The sequence below is a fragment of the Streptomyces sp. NPDC025806 genome, from assembly GCF_055558275.1.
Genome location: NZ_JBVHMU010000006.1, coordinates 74932 through 94971, shown reverse-complemented (window position 1 = coordinate 94971; position 20040 = coordinate 74932). Strand labels below are relative to the sequence as shown.

Here is a 20040-nt window from a genome sequence, read left to right as displayed (position 1 = left end):
GCCGGGCTGCTGGCCGCCCGGCTGGTGGCCGGCCGCGCCCGGCGGCTGGAACAGGTAACCGCACCCACCCACCACAGGCCCCCACCCGCCGCGTCCGAGCGAACCGGCGAGCCGGGGGCTGTTCCGTGCGGTCGGTTCGCTGAGAACCCACCGGCGCGGGCGGCCTCCCACGGTCTAAGGTGAGCCGGTGTCCGCCTCCCCCTCACTACTGCTGTGCGCCGACCCGCTGCGTCCGGCCGCCTGCGACCCGCACTTCGCGGCGCAGGCCGCGGCCGCCCGTCAGGCCGGGGCGGCGGTCGCGTACCTCGATCACGACGCCCTGCTCGCGGGCCGCGCCGACGAGGCCGTGCGGCGTGTCCCGCGCGAGCTGGGTGCGGCCTGGTACCGGGGCTGGATGATCCCCGCGGGCGCCTACGCGTCCCTCGCGACGGCCCTGGCCGCCCGCGGCACCCGGCTCCTCACGACGCCGGCGATGTACCGCACGGCCCACGAGCTCCCCGGCTGGTACGCCTCGTTCGCCGCGCTGACCCCGTCCAGCGCGTACGCCCCCTGCGCCCCGCACGAGCCCCCGGCGCCTTCCGCGCTCGCCTCGCTCGCCGCGGCGCTCCCCGCCGGCGCGGGGCTGGTCAAGGACTACGTGAAGTCCCGCAAGCACGACTGGGACGAGGCCTGCCACCTGCCCGACCTCACCGACACCGAAGCCGTGCACCGGGTGGTGAGCCGCTTCGTCGAGCTCCAGGGCGACGATCTGACGGGCGGCATCGTGCTCCGCGCCTTCGAACCGTTCGACCGCGCGGTCGGCGAGGCCCGCGTCTGGTGGCTGGACGGCGCGCCCCTCCTCACCACCCCGCACCCCGACACCCCGGCCCTCCACCCCTCTCCCCCACTGGACGCCCTGCGCCCCCTGGTCGCCGCCCTGCCCTGCCGCTTCGTCACGACCGACCTGGCGCGTCGCGCGGACGACGGCACCTGGCGTCTGGTGGAACTGGGCGACGCCCAGGTCTCCGACCTGCCGTCCGGCACGGACCCGGCCCGCCTCCTGGCCCCGCTCCTCCGCGTGGGCCCCGCATGACGGAGCGAGCGCCCGTCACCGTGGCCCTGCTGCCCGGCCCGAGCGCGGCCCGTTCGGCGTCCGCGATCCTCTCCGTCTACGCCGAGGTCTTCACACAGCCCCCGTACGACGAGCCCGCCGCCGCCCTCGCCACCGCCGCCACTCGCTTCCCCGGCCAGACCGCCCGCCCCGGCTTCCTGGCCGCCCTGGCCACGACATCCACCGGCGAACCGGCCGGCATGGCCTACGGGCACGCGGTCCCCCGGGACACCACCTGGTGGGACGAACTCACCGAACCCGTCCCCGCGTCACTGCGCCGCGAGGACGGCCGCCGTACCTTCGGCCTGATGGAACTCGCGGTACGGGCCCCGTGGCGCGGCCGGGGCATCGCCCGCCACCTCCACGACACCCTCCTGACCGGCATCACGGCCGACCGGCTCCTCCTGAACGTCCACCGCTCCGCCACCGCGGCATCCTCGGCCTACCGCTCCTGGGGCTACCGCAAGGTCGGCGAGTCCGGCCCCTTCGGTCCGCGCGCGGACCGGTACGACGTCATGCTCCTGGAGCGGCCCGCGTGACGACGGCTTCGGGCCGCAGGCGGAGTTCCTGCACCTGATAGCAGTCCGAGTAGAGGGTGGCGACGACGGCGCCGCACCCGCACACCAGGTTCGGACCCCACTCCCCGTCCATGCCGCAGCAGTAGCCGCGACGCATCGCCAGGTCGGGGTGAGGCTCCAGGCCGAGGCCGTCGCCGGGGTGGAGCACGACGGAGCCCTTCGGCCCCGACTCCACCAGCAGGCCGGAGGGTTCGTCCAGGACGTACGGGGGCCCCGCGGGCTCCGGGTCGATCGCGAACGCCCCCGGGGCCATCCGCACGATCGGGCTGTCGCAGTGCCCCTGCTCGTCCGTGTCCGAAGCCTCCGGCCGGTACCACTCCTCGTCCCGGTCGGGGTCCGGCAGCGGCCGCTCCGTCGCCGCCGGCGTGATCGCGCGGCCACAGCCACGGCAGTGGAAGACCGTCGTCACAGTGTCCCCTTCGTGAGAAAGCCCCAAGCCCCCTGAACACACGGCGGGCCCCCGCCGGTGATCCGGCGGGGGCCCGGCTGCTCGTGGGCTGCCTGCTACTTGCCCTGGTTACTTCTTGCCCTGGTTCTTGACCGCCTCGATCGCCGCCGCTGCCGCGTCGGGGTCGAGGTAGGTGCCGCCCGGGTTCAGGGGCTTGAAGTCGGCGTCCAGCTCGTAGGAGAGGGGGATGCCGGTGGGGATGTTCAGGCCCGCGATGTCCGCGTCGGAGATGCCGTCGAGGTGCTTGACCAGGGCGCGCAGCGAGTTGCCGTGGGCCGCGACCAGCACCGTGTGGCCGTCCAGGAGGTCCGGGACGATGGCGTCGAACCAGTACGGGAGCATGCGGACGACGACGTCCTTGAGGCACTCCGTCTGCGGGCGCAGCTCCGGCGGGAGGGACGCGTAGCGCGGGTCCTCGAACTGGGAGTACTTGTCGTCGCGGTCCAGGGCCGGCGGCGGGGTGTCGTACGAGCGGCGCCAGAGCATGAACTGCTCCTCGCCGAACTCGGCCAGGGTCTGCGCCTTGTCCTTGCCCTGGAGGGCGCCGTAGTGGCGCTCGTTCAGGCGCCACGAGCGGTGGACGGGGATCCAGTGGCGGTCCGCGGACTCCAGGGCCAGCTGGGCCGTGCGGATCGCGCGCTTCTGGAGGGAGGTGTGCAGCACGTCGGGGAGCAGGCCGGCGTCCTTGAGCAGCTCACCGCCGCGGACCGCCTCCTTCTCGCCCTTCTCGGTGAGGTTGACGTCCACCCAACCGGTGAACAGGTTCTTCGCGTTCCATTCGCTCTCGCCGTGGCGGAGGAGGATCAGCTTGTACGGTGCGTCGGCCATGGGCCCGAGCCTAATCGACCGCCATACGGGCCGCCGATTGACGGTAGCCGTCAATTCGGTGGCCGCCTCCGGGGCCCCGGTCGTAAGTTACGGAGACCGATCTCGCCACTTACCCACACCCCGGGGGATGCACCCATGTCCGTCGCCGCGCTCAGACGTGCCGCAAGGGAGTCCGTGTCCGGGCTGCCGAGGGAGTTCTGGTGGCTGTGGGCCAGCACCCTGGTCAACCGCCTCGGCGCCTTCGTCCTCACCTTCCTCGCCCTGTACCTGACGGCGCAGCGCGGCTTCTCGGCCGCGTACGCGGGTCTGGTCGCGTCGCTGATCGGGCTCGGCGGGGTCATCGCCTCGGTGCTCGGCGGGGTGCTCGCGGACCGGCTCGGACGCCGGCCGACCCTGCTCACGGCCCAGCTCGCGACGGCCGCGACGGTCGCCGTCCTCGCCTTCGTGCGCGACCCGGCCGGGATCGCCGTCACAGGATTCGCGCTGGGCCTCGCCTCGAACGCTTCGCGGCCCGCGATCCAGGCGATGATGGCCGACATCGTGCCCCCGCACGACCGGGTGCGGGCCTTCTCCCTCAACTACTGGGCGATCAACCTCGGGTTCGCGGTCTCCTCCGTGTACGCCGGCTTCCTCGTCGCGCAGAGCTACACGCTCGGTTTCCTCGTCGAGGCCGGCATGACGCTGGCCTGCGCGCTGGTCGTGTTCGTGAAGGTGAAGGAGTCGCGTCCCGAGCAGACTGTCCGCGAGGCCGGTGAGGCTGCGCCCGCGCCCGTCACGATGGGCACCGTGCTGCGCGACGGCCGCTTCATGCTGATGGTCGGCCTGTCCTTCCTCGTCGCCGTGATCTTCACGCAGAGCTCGGTGGGCCTGCCGATCGTGATGGGGGAGAACGGGTTCACCAGCTCGGACGTGGGTCTGGTCGCGGCCGTGAACGGGGTGGTGATCGTCGCCCTCCAGATCCCGCTGACCCGGTTCATCGAGCGCCGCGACCCGGGCCGCCTGCTCACCGTCTCCTCGCTTCTCATCGGCTACGGCTTCGCGCTGACCGCGTTCGCCGGCTCGCTGGCCGCGTACGCGCTGACCGTCGTCGTGTGGACGCTCGGCGAGATGGTGAACGCGCCGACCCAGTCGGGGCTCGTGGCCCGGCTCGCGCCCGCCGAGGGCCGCGGCCGTTACCAGGGCGTCTACTCGATGTCGTGGTCGGCCGCCGCGCTCGTCGCCCCGCTCGCGGGCGGCTGGGTGCTCGACTCGGCCGGGGCCGGCTGGCTGTGGGGCGGCTGCGCGATGCTCGGCACGGTCACCGCGTTCGGCTACTGGGCCCTGATGCGCGGCCTGCCCGACCAGCCCACGGCCGAGCCCGCCTCGGGCCCGGTGAAGGCGGTGCCCGCACCGACCACGGAGAACGCCACGGCGTGACGCGCGGGCGGGTACGGGGCCGTGCCGAGGGGTACGGGACCGTACATGCCCGAAGCACCGCGGACCGAAGCGACGAGAACGGACGAACCGCCCAGAACGCTCGTGGGCGGTATCGAGGTGGACGTCCCGAACAGCATTCCGGCGATCCGTGCGGCTCTCGCCCCCGAGCGCCGCGCGGAGTTCGACCGGGCGATCAACGCGGCAGGGGTCGACGAGATCCACGCCGTGATGCGGCACTGGATGCTGGAGGCCGTGCCGGACCCGGAGGCGGACGCGATCCTGGCCCGGCTCGCCCGCGACGAGGCGGAGAGGCGGGGGCCGGCTTGAGCCGTCGCCGCAGGCGCAGCCCCTGCCGCATCGCGTACGCCCCGCCCGCCGACGACACCCTCGCCAAGATGGCCGACGCGGACGCCTTCCGCGCGGAGATGTCCCGCACCCTCGCCCACGACCCGTACGGCCACGGCTCCTGCTCGGTCGCGGGGGAACGGGACCGGCGCGAGGCCACGATCGGCGGCGCGATAGTCCTCTACTACGTCTCCGGCTCCGTGCTCACGGTGACGGTGGTGCGGATGGTGGCGCTGGGGTGAGCGCGGTTACTCGGAAGCGGCGGGCCGCTGGGTGAGGTGCGTGAACGCGTCCAGGTTGCGCGTGGACTCGCCGCGCGCGACGCGCCACTCGTACTCGCGGCGGATCGCGCTCGCGAAGCCGAGTTCGAGCAGGGTGTTGAAGGGGCCGTCGGCGGCTTCCAGGACCGAGCCGAGGAGGCGGTCGAGCTCGTCCGGGGTGACGGCGGAGAGCGGGAGCTTGCCGGTGAGGTAGATGTCGCCGAGCGGGTCGACGGCGTAACTCACGCCGTACAGGCGGAGGTTGCGCTCCAGGAGCCAGCGGTGGACGCCCGCCTCGTTCTCGTCCGGGTGGCGGATCACGAACGCGTTGAGGGACAGGCTGTGGCGGCCCACGCGCAGCGAGAGCGTCGTGGAGAGCTTGCGGGTGCCGGGCAGTTTCACGACGTAGGAGCCCGGTTCGGGGCGCTCCCACTCCAGTTCGGCGTCCTTGAGCGTGGACTCGATGATCTGTGCCGCGTCCGGCGCCGTCTCGGGGTGCTCAGCCATGGAGCGAGAGTACGTGACGGCGGTGATCGTGCAGGGCCGCGGTGTAGACGTCGGCCGTGGCGGACGCCGAGGTGTCCCAGCCGAAGGAACGGGCGTGCCGGGCCGCGGCGTCACCCATGCGGTCCACCAGGTGGGGGTGGTCGGCGAACTCGCCGAGCACGCGCGCGTAGCGGGCCGGTTCGTGGCCGTCGATCAGGAAGCCGGTGGTCTCGTCGCGGACGGCGACGGGCAGTCCGCCGACGGAGGCGGCGAGGACGGGGGTGCCCGCCGCCTGCGCCTCGATGGCGACGAGCCCGAAGGACTCGCTGTAGGACGGCATGACGAGCAGGGAGGCGGCGCGGAACCAGTCGGCGAGCTGGTCCTGGCCGACCGGCGGGTGGAAGCGCACGACGTCGGCGATGCCGAGGCGGGCGGCGAGCTTCTGGAGGGCGGCGGGCTTGGCGAGGCCGCTGCCGCTGGGGCCGCCGACCACGGGCACGAGGATCCGCGAGCGCAGTTCGGGCCGCTCGTCGAGCAGGACGGCGACGGCCTTGAGGAGGATGTCGGGCGCCTTGAGCGGCTGGATGCGGCCGGCGAACAGGGGTATGAGCGCGTCCTGCGGCAGGCCGAGGCGGGCGCGGGCGGCGGCGCGGCCGTCACCGGGGGTGAAGCGCTCCAGGTTCACGCCGGGGTGCACGACGGCGACCTTGCCGGGGTCGGCCTCGTAGTGCCGGACCAGCTCGTCGGCCTCCTCCGCGGTGTTCGCGATGAGGCGGTCGGCGGCGCGCACGATCTGGGTCTCGCCGATGACGCGGGCGGCCGGCTCGGGGGTGTCGCCGTCGGCGAGCGCCGCGTTCTTGACCTTCGCCATGGTGTGCATGGTGTGGACGAGCGGGACGCCCCAGCGCTCGGCGGCCAGCCAGCCGACGTGGCCGGAGAGCCAGTAGTGGGAGTGGACGAGGTCGTAGTGGCCGTGCCGGTGGCCGGCCCAGGCCTGCATCACGCCGTGCGTGAAGGCGCACAGCTGCGCGGGCAGCTCTTCCTTGGCGAGGCCCTCGTAGGGGCCCGCGTCGACGTGCCGCACCAGGACGCCCGGGGCGAGCTCGACCTCGGGCGGCAGTGCGCCCGTGGTGGCGCGGGTGAAGATCTCGACCTCGATGTTGATCGCGGCGAGCCGCTTGGCCAGCTCCACGATGTAGACGTTCATGCCGCCCGCGTCGCCCGTGCCGGGCTGGTGGAGCGGGGAGGTGTGCACGCTGAGCATGGCGACGCGCCGCGGCTTGCGCGGGGATCCGGGGAAGCGCAGGCGGCCCTGCGCCGCGCCGGAACGGCGGAACCTGGTCACGTACTGGCTCACGTGGCGGGCCCTCCTAGATCGGGCGTACTGCGGGCACGGCGCAAAGAGGGCGCGCGCCCTCTCTCATGGGCGGCAACGCCGGGGCCCCCGCCTCCCTTCCCACTTTGCCCAATCATTACCGTACGAGGCTCAACCCGAGGCCCCACACCGCTCCCACCTGCACGAACCCGGGGCGCGGCGGCCGGGCCGCCCCGGGCAGCGCATACCCTCGTAGCCATGAGCCCGCGCACCCCTTCCCGCCCCGTGGGAACGGTGACGCGGGGCACGACGAACCCGAACCGGTTGCGCCGCATGGATCGCTGGATCGCGGCGACGCACGGCGCCGCGCTGCGCCGCGCCGCCGATCCCGTGGCGGTCGACCTCGGGTACGGGGCGGCGCCCTGGACGGCCGTCGAGCTGCTCGGCCGGCTGCGCGCCGCGGCTCCGCGCACGCGCGTGGTGGGCATCGAGATCGAACCGGCGCGGGTCGCCGCCGCGAAGCCGTACGAGCGCGAGGGGCTCAGCTTCCGGCACGGCGGCTTCGAGCTGCCGCTCCCGTCGCCGCCGGCCCTGATCCGGGCCGCGAACGTGCTGCGCCAGTACGACGAGGCGCAGGTCGCGGAGGTCTGGGCGCGGCTGTGCGGGCGGCTCGCGCCGGGCGGGCTGCTCGTGGAGGGGACCTGTGACGAGATCGGGCGGCGGCACGTGTGGGTGGCGCTCGGGCCCGAGGGACCGCGCACGGTGACGTTCGCGACCCGGCTCGGGTCCCTGCACACCCCGTCCGACCTGGCCGAGCGGCTGCCCAAGGCGCTGATCCACCGCAATGTGCCGGGTGAGCCGGTGCACGCGTTCCTGCGGGACTTCGACCGGGCCTGGGCGGCGGCGGCGCCCTACGCCTCGTACGGGGCGCGCCAGCGGTGGATCCGGACGGTGCGGGATCTCGCGGCGGACTGGCCGGTGACGGACCGTCCGGGGCGCTGGCGGCAGGGGGAAGTCACCGTGACCTGGGAGGCGTTGGCGCCGCGGGAGCGCCCGTCGGGCTGAACGCGCCGGGTGGGGAACGATCTCGGCGGCCCGTTCGTCACAGCGTGCGGGGTCTGCCGGAGCGTGTGGGTCTGTCAGGGCGTGTGGGGTCTGTCGGATTTGGCGCGCACGTGGCACCATCCCCGAAGCACGCGCATGTTACTGACGGTAAATCAGGTTTCGGCTACTGCGGGGGCGGGGCGGATGAGCAAGCGGAGCACGACCACGATGGCGGCGGTGGCGGTGGTGTGCGCCCTGACCGTGCTGACGGCGCCAGGCGCGGCCTACGCGGCGCCCGCTCCCCCGGCCTCCCCTTCCCCCTCGGCATCGGCCCCGGCCTCCGCGGCCGGTGGGGGTACGGACCTGGAGGCGGTCCGCAAGAAGCTCGACAAGCTGTACCACGACGCCGCGCTGGCCACCGACGAGTACAACGCGGCGGAGGAGAAGGCCGACGACCAGTCCGTCGCCATCGTGAAGCTGGCCCAGAAGATCGCGGCGGGGCAGCGCAAGCTCGACCGCCTCAAGGGCCACGCGGGGGCGGCGGCCCGGGAGCAGTACCGCACGGGGGGCGTCCCGCGCGAGGCCCAGTTCCTGCTCTCCGGCGACCCGCAGCAGTTCCTCGACAACGCGGGGCGGGTCTACCAGGGCCAGCAGGCCACGAAGAACCTGATGTCCCAGCTCACCAAGACGCAGGACGATCTCGCGGGGTACGCGAAGGACGCCTCCGCTAAGTGGAAGCAGCTGGAGGAGGGCCGCAAGAAGAAGGCCTCCGCGAAGAAGCGCATCGAGAAGCAGATCAAGGCCGCGCAGAAGATCGAGAGCACGCTCGAGAAGAAGGAGCGCGAGCGGCTGCGCAAGCTGGAGGAGGAGGCCGAGCAGAAGGCCCAGACGGCCTGGCTGTCCTCCGGCGTCCTCAAGGAGATCAACGGCCGTGCGACCAAGGCCGGCAAGGCGGCGGTGGAGTTCGCCACGGCCCAGATCGGCAAGCCGTACGTGTGGGGCGCGGAGGGCCCGAAGTCCTACGACTGCTCGGGGCTGACCTCCCAGGCGTGGGCCGCGGCGGGGCGGCCCATTCCCCGCACCTCCCAGGAGCAGTGGAAGCAGCTCAAGCACATCGACGTGAAGGACATGCGGCCCGGGGACCTGATCATCTACCACGACGACGCGAGCCATGTCGGCATGTACATCGGCGACGGGGCGATCGTGCATGCGCCGCGGCCGGGGCGAACGGTGACGGTCGCCGGGGCGGGGTCGATGGCCATACTCGGGGTGGTCCGCCCCGACGCGTAGCGGCTACCGCCCGGACCGGGCCCACTCGGGCCCACCCCCACGCTGCGGGCCTGCCCGCCTCGGCCTCCGGCCCGGCGCCTCTCGATTGGCCCGCCCCCCGCTCCCACCGACCCGCCCCCTCCGGGGGCGTCGGCCCGGCGCCCGGCCTCGGGCAGTGCCTTGGCGCCGGGGGCACCTCTTGGTTGCCGGTAGCGGTGCCGCCGTAGAGGACGAGGATCGTCGCCGGGTGCTGCGGCGTCGTGGCTGAGCGCGCAGTTCCCCGCGCCCCTTACGGGGCGCGTCTTCCCCGGTACCTCTCGCCTCCGGCCCTACCCCGCCGTAGCTCCGGGTGTTCGTCGTCGGTGACGCGCCGGTGGGGGTTCTCGCGCAGTTCCCCGCGCCCCTTACGGGGCGCTTTTCGTCGCGGCCCTGGAGGCGCACGGAGTGTGCCTTTCAGGGGCGCGGGGAACTGCGCGCTCAGCCACGACGGTGGTGCACGCGGCGACCGCCGTCAGCCCCTACGGCGGTCGCGTTGCAGCCGGAGGGTGAGGGGGCGTCACCCTCCGGCTACCGGACGGTAGGCGTGATGGAGGGCACGTGATGCAGGGCACTCGGGGAGGGGCGGTTGCGGTGGGGTGGCGTGATGTTCGTCATCCCCCGCGGGGGCCCGGAGGGGCGGAACGTGCCCAATTCCGGTACCCCTTGCGGCATATGACACTGGCCGTTTGCTGCTCACCATTCCGCTGAACCGCCGGGTACCGCTAAGGTCCCCGTCTGGTGGGCCGAGGACCTTCGTCCCACCGCGCCCTCGGGGGGAGGGAAGGAAACCGAAGCGATGCCCGTACCCGTACCGCGGCAGAGAGCGATCCCGGCCGCGGAAGGTGGTCAGGCTCAAGCTGCGCCTACGACACCGTCCGCGGACCCGACCGCGCCGACGACCGCCCACGACAGCACCACCGGCAGCAACAGCAACAGCACGACCGTTCACGCCTCGGCCGCGAACGGGCCCGCCACGGGCCTGACGCTGCTGGTCATCGAGGACGACCCGGCCGGCTCCCTGAGCATCCCCGAGATGCCGGACGCCGCCGGCAAGCCGGTCCGCGTCCGCACCGCCCGCAACCTCACCGAGGCCGAGCGGCTGCTCACCGACGACGTGAACTGCATCGTGCTCGACCTGGCGCTGCCCGACACCCGTACGGCCCGCCAGGACGAGGACGCCGACGAGCTGGAGACCCTCCGGCACGTGCTGCGCCTCGCCCCGCGCCAGGCCGTACTGGCCCTGACCGACTCCGGCGACGCCGAGCGCGGCGCCGAGGCCGTGCGCGTCGGCGCCCAGGACTACCTGTTCCGCGACGAGCTGGACGCCCGCATCCTGGGCCGCGCCGTGCGCTACGCCGTCGAGCGCAAGCGCGCCGACGTGGCCCAGCGCAAGCTCACCGAGTCCCGTCTGCGCGCCCAGGAGAACGCCCGCCTGGAGCGCGGCCTGCTGCCGACCCCGCTGCTCGACGGCTCCCCGCTGCGGTTCGCCGCGCGCTACCGCCCCGGCCGCTCCCGGGCCCTGCTCGGCGGCGACTTCTACGACGTCGTCCGCACCCCCGACGGCACGGTCCACGCCATGATCGGCGACGTCTGCGGCCACGGCCCCGACGAGGCCGCGCTCGGCGTGGAGCTGCGGATCGCCTGGCGCGCGCTGACCTTCGCCGGACTGTGCGGCGACGAGCTCCTCTCCACGCTCCAGCAGGTCCTGGAGCACGAGCGGGAGAACGACGAGATCTTCGCGACCCTGTGCACGGTGGACATCGCGCCGGACGGGCGCCGAGCGGGCCTGTGCCTGGCCGGCCACCCCTCGCCGCTGATCTCCAGCCCCGGCCGCCAGGCGACGCTGCTCCCGTACGAGAACAGCGGACCGGCCCTGGGCCTGCTGCCGCGCGCCCGCTGGCCGCGCATGCAGGTCGAGCTGGGCCCGTCGTGGAGCCTGATGCTCTACACGGACGGCCTGATCGAGGGCCGGATCGGTGACGGCAACCGCCGTCTCGGCCAGGAGGGCATGGTCGACCTGATCCGCCGCAGCCGCGCCGCGGGTCTCCAGGGCGAGGAGCTCCTGGACTCCGCCGTGAACGAGGTCCGCGACCTCAACGGCGGCGAACTGACCGACGACATGGCGGTACTTCTGCTGGACCGATGACGGTCCGCTGACACCCCGATGACGGAGAAGGGCGCGCCGATCCGGCGCGTCCGTCGTCGTCAGCCGTACGCGTCAGGTCATCGCCGCCCGTTGTACGGCCCGTAGGGGCCGTCGCTGCTGGAGCCGCCACCGCGCCGCCAGCCGCCACCACCGCCGCCACCGACCTGCTTCAGGGCCGGGCGCACGTCCACGAAGAAGACGATCGACGCCACGAGGCCCGCGAGCTGCAGGAACAGCATCGGCACCAGCAGGTTCACCGCCACCGCGATGCCCAGGACGATCAGCCAGAACGGCTTCGTCTGCTTGCTCGCGGCGCGGTACGCGTCCTCCCGGGCCACCGCGGCCAGCACGAAGGCGACGACCGCGAGCACGAGCATGGCGGTATAGAGCAGCCACACCACGTTGCCGAAAGCCGACATCAGCACAACGCTCACCCACCCAGTTCTCCGAGACGACCCGTACGCGGGTCACCGTACCCGTAACAACGGGCCGGGCACCCCGAAGGTGCCCGGCCCGTCGACGTGCCCGTCACCGCTCACTCGGCGGGCGGCGTCGCCTTCTTCGCGGCCGGCTTCCGCGCGGGAGCCTTCTTCGCGGCGGGCGCCTTCTTGGCGGCCGGAGCCTTCTTGGCGGCCGGCGCCTCCTTCTCGGCGGCCGGCGCGGCGGCCTGACCGGGAACGGTCTCGGGCTCGGCGTCCGGCTCGACGGCCACGGCGATCTCGTTGATCTCCTCGGCGGCCTCGCCGCGCCACGCCTTCACGGTCTCCTCGCCGTGCTCGGCGACCTTCTCGTACGTCTCGCGCGCCTTGACGGCGGCCTCGGCGGCGTAGCCGACACCGCGCAGCGCGTACTCCTGGGCCGTCTCGCCGAGCTTCTTCAGGTCCGTGTCGAGCACGGCCACGAACTCGCCGACCTTGGCGGTCAGCACGGCCTGCGCCTCCTTGGCGCGCGCCGTGGCCTTCTCCTGCACGTCCTTGGGGTCGGTGCCGCGCACGGCCTCGAAGCGGGCGGGCGCCTCGGCGCGCAGCTGCTCGACGAGGCCCGGCACCTTCTTGGCCTGCTGGAACGCCAGCTCGGCGGTGCCGGCGGCGAAGTACAGAGGGGTCGGGTCGCTGAAGGTCTTGCGGAGGTCGTCCTTGATGGCCATGGGGTGGTCCTCCCGGATCACATCAACTGCTGCTTGAGGGCTCGGCATCGCCGTCGGCGCCGTCGTCACGCGTCCCGCCGTCCGATCCGTCCCCGTCCCGCGGTGAACGCTCCGCTCGCGCGGCCGCGTTCTCCTTCCGGAACGACTCGTAGATCTGCAGCAGGACCTGCTTCTGACGCTCGTCGAGCGAGGGGTCGGCGAGGATCACCGCACGCGTCTCCACCTCGTCCCGCTCCCGCTCCGCGTCGAGGATGCCCGCGCGCACGTACAGCGTCTCGGCGGAGATCCGCAGCGCCTTGGCGACCTGCTGGAGCACCTCCGCGCTCGGCTTGCGCAGCCCGCGCTCGATCTGGCTCAGATACGGATTGGACACCCCGGCGGCATCGGCGAGCTGCCGCAGGGACAGCTGCGCGGTGCGCCGCTGTTCACGCAGGTACTCGCCGAGGCTTCCGACGTTGAGCGATGCCATGCTTCGATACTGCCCACCCGCGCTAACAATTGCAAGCAGCCGCTTGCAAAAGTGTTCCATGTCATCGTCGGCCCCTGCCCCGGGTTCCGGCTCCGGCCTCCGTCCTACACTCCCGCCATGCCGATCCAGCACCGACCCGCGGACCCCGTCGAGGATCAGTTGTCGGTCGTCGACGCCCTGCTCGCCCTCCCCTACCCGGAAGGCGAGCGCGCGTCCGAGGCGCCGCCGGGATGGGGCGGGCCCGGCTTTCACATCGCCGTGCTCCATCGGAGCCGGGACTTCTGGGACCCGCCCGGCCCGGAGGCGTTCACGGAGGCCGAGGAGGAACTGGAGGCCGCGCTCACCGCACTCGTCACAGCACTGACCGGACGCCTGGGCGAGCCCGGCACGGTCGACCTGTTCCCTTACCTCGGTATCCACGACGACATCGACGACGCCGACGACCCCGCGGAGCCCCTGGACCTCGACGACGTGCCCGAGCCCCTGGCCTCCCTGCGCAATCTGGCGGGCAGCCTGTACGTGTGGTCCGCCCCGTCCGCCGGCCGCTGGCTCGGCGTCACCGTCGGTCAGGCCGACCGGGAGGAGCCCTACGAACTCCTCGCCGCCGTGGGCGAGGCGGCCACGCTCCCGCAGGGCGCCGCCCGTGTCACGCACCCTCCCGGCTCACGGCCGTCTCCCGCTCCAGCCGCCCCAGCTTCTCCGGGTTCCGCACCGCGTACAGACCGGTGATCACCCCGTCGTCGAGGCGGAGGGCGACGACCGAGTCGAGCACGCCGTCGCGGTGGACCGCCAGGGCCGGGTGGCCGTTGACGCGGACCGGTTCGAGGCGGGCCGTCGCGATCCTGAGCAGCACCGGAAGGACCGCCTCCGTACCGACGACGGGCCGCAGCGCCGCGCGGACGACCCCGCCGCCGTCGGTCAGCAGGACGACGTCCGGCGCGATCAGATCGATCAGTTCCCGCAGGTCACCGGTCTCGACGGCCCGCTGGAAGGCCCGTAGCGCGGCCCGCGACTCGGCCGGCGAGACCGTGCCGCGCGGGCGCCGGGCCGCGACATGGGCGCGGGCCCGGTGGGCGATCTGGCGCACGGCCGCCGGGGTCTTCTCGACGGCCTCGGCGATCTCCCCGTAGTCCAGGCCGAACACCTCGCGCAGCACGAACACGGCCCGTTCCGTCGGCCCGAGCGTCTCCAGGACCAGCAGCATCGCCATCGAGACGCTGTCCGCGAGCTCCACGTCCTCGGCGACGTCGGGCGCGGTGAGCAGCGGCTCGGGAAGCCACGGTCCCACGTAGGACTCCTTGCGGCGGCGCAGGGTGCGCAGCCGGGTCAGGGCCTGGCGCGTGGTGACGCGGACCAGGAAGGCCCGCCGGTCGCGCACGGTGTCGAGGTCGACGCCGGACCAGCGCAGCCAGACCTCCTGGAGGACGTCCTCCGCGTCGGCGGCCGAGCCGAGCATCTCGTAGGCGACGGTGAACAGCAGGTTCCGGTGGGCGACGAACGTCGCCGTGCCCGGGTCGGTGGTCTCGGCGTCGTCGTCCATGGCGTCTCCCTCGTCGGTCCGCTCGCTCCCGGGGTGTCACGCACAGGACGCCGCCCGCGGCCCGTACGTGACACCCGTCCACGGTGACCCATGCCACATCCACCCCCTGTCACAGGCCCGCCGCGCCCGGCATCTCCATGGCGACCGCACGCCGACGGAACGACGAACGACGGAACGAGAGGACACACCACCATGGAGACCGAGACCCCGGCTCAGCACCAGGCCCGCATCAATCTGATGGCCACCCGCACGGGCGCCGAGTTCGGCAAGCGCTTCTACCGGGCCGGCGCCGCGCTCACGGGCCTGCCGCCCGCCCTGTCGCAGCTGGTCGAGCTGCGCGCCAGCCAGATCAACGGCTGCGGCTGGTGCGTCGACGTGCACAGCAAGGAGGCCGCGGCGGCCGGCGAGAGCGCGGTGCGGCTCGCGCTGGTCGCGGCCTGGCGGGAGTCGGCCGTGTTCACCGAGGCCGAGCGGGCGGCGCTCGCCCTCGCCGAGGAGGGCACCCGGCTGGCCGACGCCGCGCAGGGTGTCAGCGACGCGACCTGGGCCGCCGTGCGCGCGCACTACGACGAGGAACAGACGGCCGCCCTCGTCTGCCTGGTCTCGATGATCAACGCCGCGAACCGGATGGGCGTGATCACCAGGATGCGCGGCGGCTCGTACGCGCCGGGCGTCTTCGCCGCACTGGAGGACTGAGGCCACGTAGCGGACGTAGAGACCTCAGGTCAGGAATCGAGAAGCCTCCGTGCCCGTCGGCGACTAGCGTCGGCGGGGACGGGGCCGCGGTGCCGGGGCCCCACCGACGGATGGAGCCACGATGAGCAGCCGAGCCGGCCGGCCGGACGTGCCGCACGCCGCCGACACCCACGATCTGATCCGGGTGCACGGCGCGCGCGAGAACAACCTCAAGAACGTCAGCATCGAGCTCCCCAAGCGGCGGCTCACGGTCTTCACCGGCGTCTCCGGCTCGGGCAAGAGCTCGCTGGTGTTCGACACGATCGCGGCGGAGTCGCAGCGGCTGATCAACGAGACGTACAGCGCGTTCGTGCAGGGCTTCATGCCGAACCTGGGCCGCCCGGACGTCGATGTGCTCGACGGTCTGACCACGGCGATCAGCGTCGACCAGCAGCGGATGGGCGGCGACGTGCGCTCCACCGTGGGCACGGCCACCGACACGGGCGCGATGCTGCGGATCCTGTTCAGCCGGCTCGGCACCCCGCACATCGGCTCGCCGCAGGCCTTCTCCTTCAACGTCGCCTCGATCAGCGGCGCGGGCGCCGTCACCGTCGAGAAGGGCGGCCACAAGGTCAAGGAGCGCCGCGAGTTCAGCATCACGGGCGGCATGTGTCCGCGCTGCGAGGGCCGCGGCAGCGTCTCCGACATCGACCTGACCCAGCTCTACGACGACTCCAAGTCGCTCAACGAGGGCGCGCTGACCATCCCCGGCTACAGCATGGACGGCTGGTACGGGCGCATCTTCACCGGCTGCGGCTTCTTCGACCCGGACAAGCCGATCCGCAAGTACACCAAGCGCGAGCTGAGCGACCTGCTGTACAAGGCCCCTACGAAGATCAAGGTCGAGGGCGTCAACCTCACCTACGAGGGCCTGATCCCGAAGATCCAGAAGTCGATGCTCTCCAAGGACATCGACTCGCTCCAGCCGCACATCCGCGCCTTCGTCGAGCGCGCCACGACGTTCGCCGTGTGCCCGGAGTGCGAGGGGACGCGGCTGAGCGAGGCGGCCCGCTCCTCCAAGATCGCGGGGATCAGCATCGCGGACGCGTGCGCGATGCAGATCAGCGACCTCGCCAAGTGGATCGGCGAACAGTCCGAGCCCTCCGTGGCCCCGCTCCTCACCTCCCTGCGCCAGACCCTCGACTCCTTCGTCGAGATCGGCCTCGGCTATCTGTCCCTGGACCGCCCCTCCGGCACGCTGTCCGGCGGCGAGGCGCAGCGCGTGAAGATGATCCGCCACCTCGGCTCGTCCCTCACGGACGTCACGTACGTCTTCGACGAACCGACCGTCGGACTGCACCCGCACGACATCCAGCGCATGAACGACCTGCTGCTGCGCCTGCGCGACAAGGGCAACACCGTGCTGGTCGTCGAGCACAAGCCGGAGGTCATCGCGATCGCCGACCACGTCGTCGACCTGGGCCCCGGGGCCGGTTCCGGCGGCGGCACGATCTGCTACGAGGGAAGCGTCGAAGGCCTGCGCGCGAGCGACACGGTGACGGGCCGTCATCTGGACGACCGGGCCCGCCTGAAGGAGACGGTGCGCGAGCCGAACGGGAAGCTGGAGATCCGCGGCGCCTCGGCGCACAACCTCCAGGACGTGGACGTCGACATTCCGCTGGGCGTGCTCACCGTCGTGACGGGTGTGGCGGGGTCGGGCAAGAGCTCGCTGGTGCACGGTTCGATCCCGGCCGGCGAGGGCGTGATCTCCGTCGACCAGACCCCGATCCGCGGTTCGCGGCGCAGCAATCCGGCCACGTACACGGGTCTGCTCGACCCGATCCGCAAGGCGTTCGCCAAGGCCAACGGGGTCAAGCCGGCCCTGTTCAGCGCGAACTCGGAGGGCGCGTGCCCGGCGTGCAAGGGGGCCGGGGTCATCTACACCGAGCTGGCGATGATGGCGGACACGGCGACGGTGTGCGAGGAGTGCGAGGGGCGGCGGTTCCGGTCCGACGTGCTGGAGTACACGTTCGGCGGGCGGGACATCAGCGAGGTCCTGGCGATGCCGGTCGCCGAGGCCGAGGAGTTCTTCGCGGAGGGTGCGGCCCGTACGCCGGCCGCCCACAAGATCCTGACCCGGCTCGCGGACGTGGGCCTGGGCTACCTCACGCTCGGCCAGCCCCTCACCACGCTCTCCGGCGGCGAGCGGCAGCGGCTGAAGCTGGCCACGCACATGGCGGACAAGGGCGGTACGTACGTCCTGGACGAGCCGACCGCCGGGCTGCACCTGGCGGACGTGGAACAGCTCCTCGCCCTCCTGGACCGCCTCGTCGACTCGGGCAAGTCGGTGATCGTCGTGGAACACCACCAGGCGGTCATGGCCCACGCGGACTGGATCATCGACCTGGGTCCGGGCGCGGGCCACGACGGCGGTCGCGTGGTCTTCGAGGGAACGCCGTCCGAACTGGTCGCGTCCCGGGCGACGCTGACGGGGGATCATCTGGCGGCTTACGTGGGCGGGTGAGGCTCCGGGGCTCCGGGGCTCCGGGGCTCCGGGGCTCCGGGCAGTCGGCGGGTGGGAGCGGGGCTCCGGCCGATCCGCCGCGCGCCGTGGGTGGATGGTGTCGTTGCGCGATCATCCGCCGGTGGGGGCTGATCGCGCAGTTCCCCGCGCCCCTGAGATGCGCACTTCGTGCGCCATCTCATCCGCCGCACCCGGGCCGGCCGGCCCGGAAGGACCGCCGCGCCCAGACCGCCCACTCTGGAAGACCCGCCACCCGCAGAAGCCGCCCACCCCTGAAGACCCGCAGTACCCCAGGCCAGCCACCCCGGAAGGCGCGCCGCGCCCAGAGGCACCGCCCACCCCGAAAGGCACGCGCGGCGCCCCCTCAGAACGGCAGTTCCCGGCGGTGGACGACGTCCAGGCGGGAAACGGCCCGGGTCAGCACCACGTACAGCCGCTCCAGCCCCCGTACCTCCGCCTCCACGATCGCCGCCGGCTCGACCACCACGACATGGTCGTACTCCAAGCCCTTGGCCACCCCGGCCCCGAGCACCGTCACCCGCTCCCCCAGATCCTCGGCCCCACCCGCCCGGACCCCGGCCCCGTCCAGCGCCTCCCGCACCACCCCCACCTCGGACTCCGCGGCGATCACCCCCACCGACCCCTCCCGCTCCAACGCCCTCCGCACCGCCTCCACGACCCCCGCCCCGAGATCCTCGGCCCGCTCCACCCGCACCGCCCCGTCCGCCCGCAACGACCGCGCCCCCGGCACCGCCACATCGATCCGCTCCCGCACCCGCTCCGCCAGTTCGAGCACGGCGCCCGGCACCCGGAACCCCACGGTCAACGGCACCACCAGCGCCTCCGGCTTCCCCAGGTGCCGCAGCAGTTGCCCCCACTCCCGCGCGGCCCAGGGAGTGGTCCCCTGCGCGAGATCCCCCAGCACGGTCAGCGAACCGAACGCGGCCCGCCGGGCGATCACCCGCGCCTGCATGGGGGAGAGATCCTGCGCCTCGTCCACCACGATGTGCCCGAACCCCTCGGGCCGTTCGATCAACCCGGCGATCTCGTCCAGCAGCACCAGATCGGCCGCCGACCACCGCACGGACCGCCACGAGCGCGCCGGCCGGCCCCACACCAGCCTCTGCCGCTCCGGCTCCGACAGGAGGCCGTCCCCCGCCGCCCGCTCCAACTCCCCCGCATCGCTCAGCAACCCGTGGAGCACCTCCTCCGCCCGCACCCGGGGCCACACCGCGTCCACGAACGCGCTCACGCACCGCGCCCGCTCCACCCGCCGCACCCACGCCGCCGACACGGCCCCGGCCCGCCGCTCGGCACGCTCCCGCACGTACCGCACGACCCGGCTCCGCACCCGCTCGCGCCCCACCTCGTACGGCGGTTCCTCGGCCAGCACCCCTTCGACGACGGACACCAGCACCTCGACGGGCACCCGCCACCGGTACGACCCGTCCGGCACGGCGAGCGCCTCGCGCACCCCGTCCGCCGACACCCGCGCGTACAGCCCCCGCCGCAGCACCTCGGCCATCCGCACATCGTGCTTGAGCGCCTCGACGTCCGCCGCGTCCCGCCCCCGCGCCTCCCCCCGCCCCACCAGCTCCTCGACGGTGGACTGCCGCACGCCCGCCTCGCCCAGCGCCGGCAGCACGGCGGAGATGTACGAGAGGAAGGCCCGGTTGGGCCCGATGACGAGCAGCCCGGACCGCTGCACCCGCTGCGGAAACGTGTAGAGCAGATACGCGGCACGGTGCAGCCCCACCGCGGTCTTCCCCGTGCCGGGCGCCCCCTGCACACACAAGGAGACCGTCGCGTCCTCCCGTACGAGATCGTCCTGCTCGGGCTGGATGGTCGCGGCGATGTCCCGCATGGGTCCGACCCGGGGCCGCTCGATCTCCCCGGCCAGGATCCGACTGCCGCTCACCTGCTGACCGGCACCCAGCAACTCGTCCTCGAACCCGCTCAAGTCACCGGATTCCCCCACGCTCCCCGGCGCCCACCCGAACCGCCGCCGGGTATCCACACCCTGTGGATCCTTGCCGCTCGCCTGGTAGAAGGCGCGGGAGACGGGCGCCCGCCAGTCCACGACGAGCGGCGGCGCCGCCGCGTCCTCGCTGATCCGCAAGCGCCCGACGTGGTAGCTCTGGCCGGCATGCTCACCGCCCGCGCGCCCAAAATCGAGCCGCCCGAAGAACAGCGGCGCCCGCGGCAACTCCTTGAGCCCCTTGGCCTGACTCCGCAACTCGTACCCGAGCACCTCGGCGTCGGCTCCGGAGGCCGAGGCGTTCTCCCCGATGACGACCTGCCGGTCGGCGCCCTCGATCATGGCGCCCAGAGCGGCCCGGCACCGCTCGTGGTACCGCCGCTCGACGAACAAGGGCTCGGAGGGATCGAGAAAGTCCATCCGCCCACGCTAACGCAACCAAG

Annotated in this window: 20 protein-coding genes; 11 read left to right on the top strand and 9 right to left on the bottom strand. The window is 73.0% G+C overall.

Annotated elements, in window-relative coordinates; genetic code table 11:
* The first annotated feature begins 187 nt into the window (after positions 1–187).
* Both ACZ4E1_RS15875 and ACZ4E1_RS15870 read left to right on the top strand, forming a co-directional pair.
* The gene (locus ACZ4E1_RS15875) at positions 188–1072 is read left to right on the top strand and encodes an ATP-grasp domain-containing protein (protein ID WP_467539690.1); all 885 of its coding nucleotides are present in this window, start codon (positions 188–190) and stop codon (positions 1070–1072) included.
* Entirely contained in the window at positions 1069–1629 is a 561-nt protein-coding gene (locus ACZ4E1_RS15870) for a GNAT family N-acetyltransferase (RefSeq protein WP_467539689.1), read from the top strand. Before ACZ4E1_RS15875 ends, ACZ4E1_RS15870 begins: the two co-directional genes overlap by 4 nt.
* On the opposite strand, the gene ACZ4E1_RS15865 is transcribed toward ACZ4E1_RS15870, so the two are convergent.
* A complete protein-coding gene (locus ACZ4E1_RS15865) occupies positions 1604–2077 on the bottom strand; it encodes a hypothetical protein (RefSeq protein ID WP_467539688.1) in 474 nt (157 codons plus the stop codon). The two genes, ACZ4E1_RS15870 and ACZ4E1_RS15865, sit on opposite strands and share 26 nt — an antisense overlap.
* A gap of 108 nt (positions 2078–2185) precedes the next feature.
* The gene (locus ACZ4E1_RS15860) at positions 2186–2944 is read right to left on the bottom strand and encodes a phosphoglyceromutase (protein ID WP_467539687.1); all 759 of its coding nucleotides are present in this window, start codon (positions 2942–2944) and stop codon (positions 2186–2188) included.
* 135 nt (positions 2945–3079) lie between these two features.
* Here ACZ4E1_RS15860 and ACZ4E1_RS15855 point away from each other — a divergent pair, with 135 nt between their 5' ends.
* The 3 genes from ACZ4E1_RS15855 (at position 3080) to ACZ4E1_RS15845 (ending at position 4947) form a co-directional block, all read left to right on the top strand.
* Positions 3080–4360 carry an MDR family MFS transporter gene (locus tag ACZ4E1_RS15855; protein ID WP_467539686.1) on the top strand — a complete coding sequence of 427 codons (1281 nt, stop codon included), beginning with the start codon at positions 3080–3082 and terminating at the stop codon, positions 4358–4360.
* A 45-nt stretch (positions 4361–4405) separates the two neighbouring features.
* Positions 4406–4687, top strand: a complete 282-nt coding sequence (locus ACZ4E1_RS15850) for a hypothetical protein (RefSeq protein ID WP_467539685.1) — start codon at positions 4406–4408, stop codon at positions 4685–4687.
* Between the two features lie 68 nt (positions 4688–4755).
* Positions 4756–4947 carry a hypothetical protein gene (locus tag ACZ4E1_RS15845; RefSeq protein WP_467539962.1) on the top strand — a complete coding sequence of 64 codons (192 nt, stop codon included), beginning with the start codon at positions 4756–4758 and terminating at the stop codon, positions 4945–4947.
* 6 nt (positions 4948–4953) lie between these two features.
* On the opposite strand, the gene ACZ4E1_RS15840 is transcribed toward ACZ4E1_RS15845, so the two are convergent.
* Both ACZ4E1_RS15840 and mshA read right to left on the bottom strand, forming a co-directional pair.
* Positions 4954–5472 (bottom strand): type III secretion system chaperone family protein, encoded by a 519-nt coding sequence (locus ACZ4E1_RS15840; protein ID WP_467539684.1) that lies wholly within the window; start codon positions 5470–5472, stop codon positions 4954–4956.
* Positions 5465–6808 (bottom strand): D-inositol-3-phosphate glycosyltransferase, encoded by a 1344-nt coding sequence (gene mshA / locus ACZ4E1_RS15835; protein ID WP_467539683.1) that lies wholly within the window; start codon positions 6806–6808, stop codon positions 5465–5467. The genes ACZ4E1_RS15840 and mshA overlap by 8 nt, the downstream gene beginning before the upstream one ends.
* A 216-nt stretch (positions 6809–7024) precedes the next feature.
* Between mshA and ACZ4E1_RS15830 the strand changes: the two genes are divergently transcribed.
* The 3 genes from ACZ4E1_RS15830 (at position 7025) to ACZ4E1_RS15820 (ending at position 11264) form a co-directional block, all read left to right on the top strand.
* Positions 7025–7831 carry a class I SAM-dependent methyltransferase gene (locus ACZ4E1_RS15830; protein ID WP_467539682.1) on the top strand — a complete coding sequence of 269 codons (807 nt, stop codon included), beginning with the start codon at positions 7025–7027 and terminating at the stop codon, positions 7829–7831.
* 183 nt (positions 7832–8014) lie between these two features.
* On the top strand, positions 8015–9100 hold the full coding sequence (locus tag ACZ4E1_RS15825; protein WP_467539681.1) for a C40 family peptidase: 1086 nt from the start codon (positions 8015–8017) through the stop codon (positions 9098–9100).
* Positions 9101–9914: 814 nt separating this feature from the next.
* On the top strand, positions 9915–11264 hold the full coding sequence (locus ACZ4E1_RS15820) for a PP2C family protein-serine/threonine phosphatase (protein WP_467539680.1): 1350 nt from the start codon (positions 9915–9917) through the stop codon (positions 11262–11264).
* Between the two features lie 77 nt (positions 11265–11341).
* Here the strand turns inward: ACZ4E1_RS15820 and ACZ4E1_RS15815 are convergent, their stop codons facing one another.
* The 3 genes from ACZ4E1_RS15815 to ACZ4E1_RS15805 form a co-directional block, all read right to left on the bottom strand.
* Positions 11342–11689 carry a DUF2516 family protein gene (locus ACZ4E1_RS15815; protein ID WP_467539961.1) on the bottom strand — a complete coding sequence of 116 codons (348 nt, stop codon included), beginning with the start codon at positions 11687–11689 and terminating at the stop codon, positions 11342–11344.
* A 110-nt stretch (positions 11690–11799) separates the two neighbouring features.
* Complete coding sequence (locus tag ACZ4E1_RS15810) at positions 11800–12411, bottom strand: hypothetical protein (protein ID WP_467539679.1); 612 nt, start codon at positions 12409–12411, stop codon at positions 11800–11802.
* A 22-nt stretch (positions 12412–12433) separates the two neighbouring features.
* Positions 12434–12880, bottom strand: coding sequence for a helix-turn-helix domain-containing protein (locus ACZ4E1_RS15805; protein WP_467539678.1), 447 nt, complete (start codon positions 12878–12880; stop codon positions 12434–12436).
* 117 nt (positions 12881–12997) lie between these two features.
* Here ACZ4E1_RS15805 and ACZ4E1_RS15800 point away from each other — a divergent pair, with 117 nt between their 5' ends.
* Positions 12998–13609 carry a hypothetical protein gene (locus ACZ4E1_RS15800; protein ID WP_467539677.1) on the top strand — a complete coding sequence of 204 codons (612 nt, stop codon included), beginning with the start codon at positions 12998–13000 and terminating at the stop codon, positions 13607–13609.
* Here ACZ4E1_RS15800 and ACZ4E1_RS15795 read toward each other — a convergent pair.
* Positions 13527–14420: an RNA polymerase sigma-70 factor gene (locus tag ACZ4E1_RS15795; protein WP_467539676.1), complete on the bottom strand. Its 894-nt coding sequence runs from the start codon at positions 14418–14420 to the stop codon at positions 13527–13529. The genes ACZ4E1_RS15800 and ACZ4E1_RS15795 overlap by 83 nt on opposite strands.
* Before the next feature lie 192 nt (positions 14421–14612).
* Between ACZ4E1_RS15795 and ACZ4E1_RS15790 the strand changes: the two genes are divergently transcribed.
* Positions 14613–15116, top strand: a complete 504-nt coding sequence (locus ACZ4E1_RS15790) for a carboxymuconolactone decarboxylase family protein (protein ID WP_467539675.1) — start codon at positions 14613–14615, stop codon at positions 15114–15116.
* 121 nt (positions 15117–15237) lie between these two features.
* Positions 15238–17619 (top strand): ATP-binding cassette domain-containing protein, encoded by a 2382-nt coding sequence (locus ACZ4E1_RS15785; RefSeq protein WP_467539674.1) that lies wholly within the window; start codon positions 15238–15240, stop codon positions 17617–17619.
* A 364-nt stretch (positions 17620–17983) separates the two neighbouring features.
* Here ACZ4E1_RS15785 and ACZ4E1_RS15780 read toward each other — a convergent pair whose 3' ends face one another.
* Complete coding sequence (locus tag ACZ4E1_RS15780) at positions 17984–20017, bottom strand: HelD family protein (RefSeq protein WP_467539673.1); 2034 nt, start codon at positions 20015–20017, stop codon at positions 17984–17986.
* Positions 20018–20040 lie beyond the last annotated feature (23 nt).

What these genes read in the sequence shown, in the direction of transcription:
- ACZ4E1_RS15870 (WP_467539689.1), top strand. Translation starts at nt 1,069, where the DNA reads ATGACGGAGCGAGCGCCCGTCACCGTGGCCCTGCTGCCCGGCCCGAGC.
- ACZ4E1_RS15830 (WP_467539682.1), top strand. Translation starts at nt 7,025, where the DNA reads ATGAGCCCGCGCACCCCTTCCCGCCCCGTGGGAACGGTGACGCGGGGC.
- ACZ4E1_RS15810 (WP_467539679.1), bottom strand. Translation starts at nt 12,411, where the DNA reads ATGGCCATCAAGGACGACCTCCGCAAGACCTTCAGCGACCCGACCCCT.
- ACZ4E1_RS15860 (WP_467539687.1), bottom strand. Translation starts at nt 2,944, where the DNA reads ATGGCCGACGCACCGTACAAGCTGATCCTCCTCCGCCACGGCGAGAGC.
- ACZ4E1_RS15845 (WP_467539962.1), top strand. Translation starts at nt 4,756, where the DNA reads ATGGCCGACGCGGACGCCTTCCGCGCGGAGATGTCCCGCACCCTCGCC.
- ACZ4E1_RS15795 (WP_467539676.1), bottom strand. Translation starts at nt 14,420, where the DNA reads ATGGACGACGACGCCGAGACCACCGACCCGGGCACGGCGACGTTCGTC.
- ACZ4E1_RS15805 (WP_467539678.1), bottom strand. Translation starts at nt 12,880, where the DNA reads ATGGCATCGCTCAACGTCGGAAGCCTCGGCGAGTACCTGCGTGAACAG.
- ACZ4E1_RS15840 (WP_467539684.1), bottom strand. Translation starts at nt 5,472, where the DNA reads ATGGCTGAGCACCCCGAGACGGCGCCGGACGCGGCACAGATCATCGAG.
- ACZ4E1_RS15850 (WP_467539685.1), top strand. Translation starts at nt 4,406, where the DNA reads ATGCCCGAAGCACCGCGGACCGAAGCGACGAGAACGGACGAACCGCCC.
- ACZ4E1_RS15800 (WP_467539677.1), top strand. Translation starts at nt 12,998, where the DNA reads ATGCCGATCCAGCACCGACCCGCGGACCCCGTCGAGGATCAGTTGTCG.
- ACZ4E1_RS15855 (WP_467539686.1), top strand. Translation starts at nt 3,080, where the DNA reads ATGTCCGTCGCCGCGCTCAGACGTGCCGCAAGGGAGTCCGTGTCCGGG.
- ACZ4E1_RS15825 (WP_467539681.1), top strand. Translation starts at nt 8,015, where the DNA reads ATGAGCAAGCGGAGCACGACCACGATGGCGGCGGTGGCGGTGGTGTGC.
- ACZ4E1_RS15780 (WP_467539673.1), bottom strand. Translation starts at nt 20,017, where the DNA reads ATGGACTTTCTCGATCCCTCCGAGCCCTTGTTCGTCGAGCGGCGGTAC.
- ACZ4E1_RS15790 (WP_467539675.1), top strand. Translation starts at nt 14,613, where the DNA reads ATGGAGACCGAGACCCCGGCTCAGCACCAGGCCCGCATCAATCTGATG.
- ACZ4E1_RS15785 (WP_467539674.1), top strand. Translation starts at nt 15,238, where the DNA reads ATGAGCAGCCGAGCCGGCCGGCCGGACGTGCCGCACGCCGCCGACACC.
- ACZ4E1_RS15820 (WP_467539680.1), top strand. Translation starts at nt 9,915, where the DNA reads ATGCCCGTACCCGTACCGCGGCAGAGAGCGATCCCGGCCGCGGAAGGT.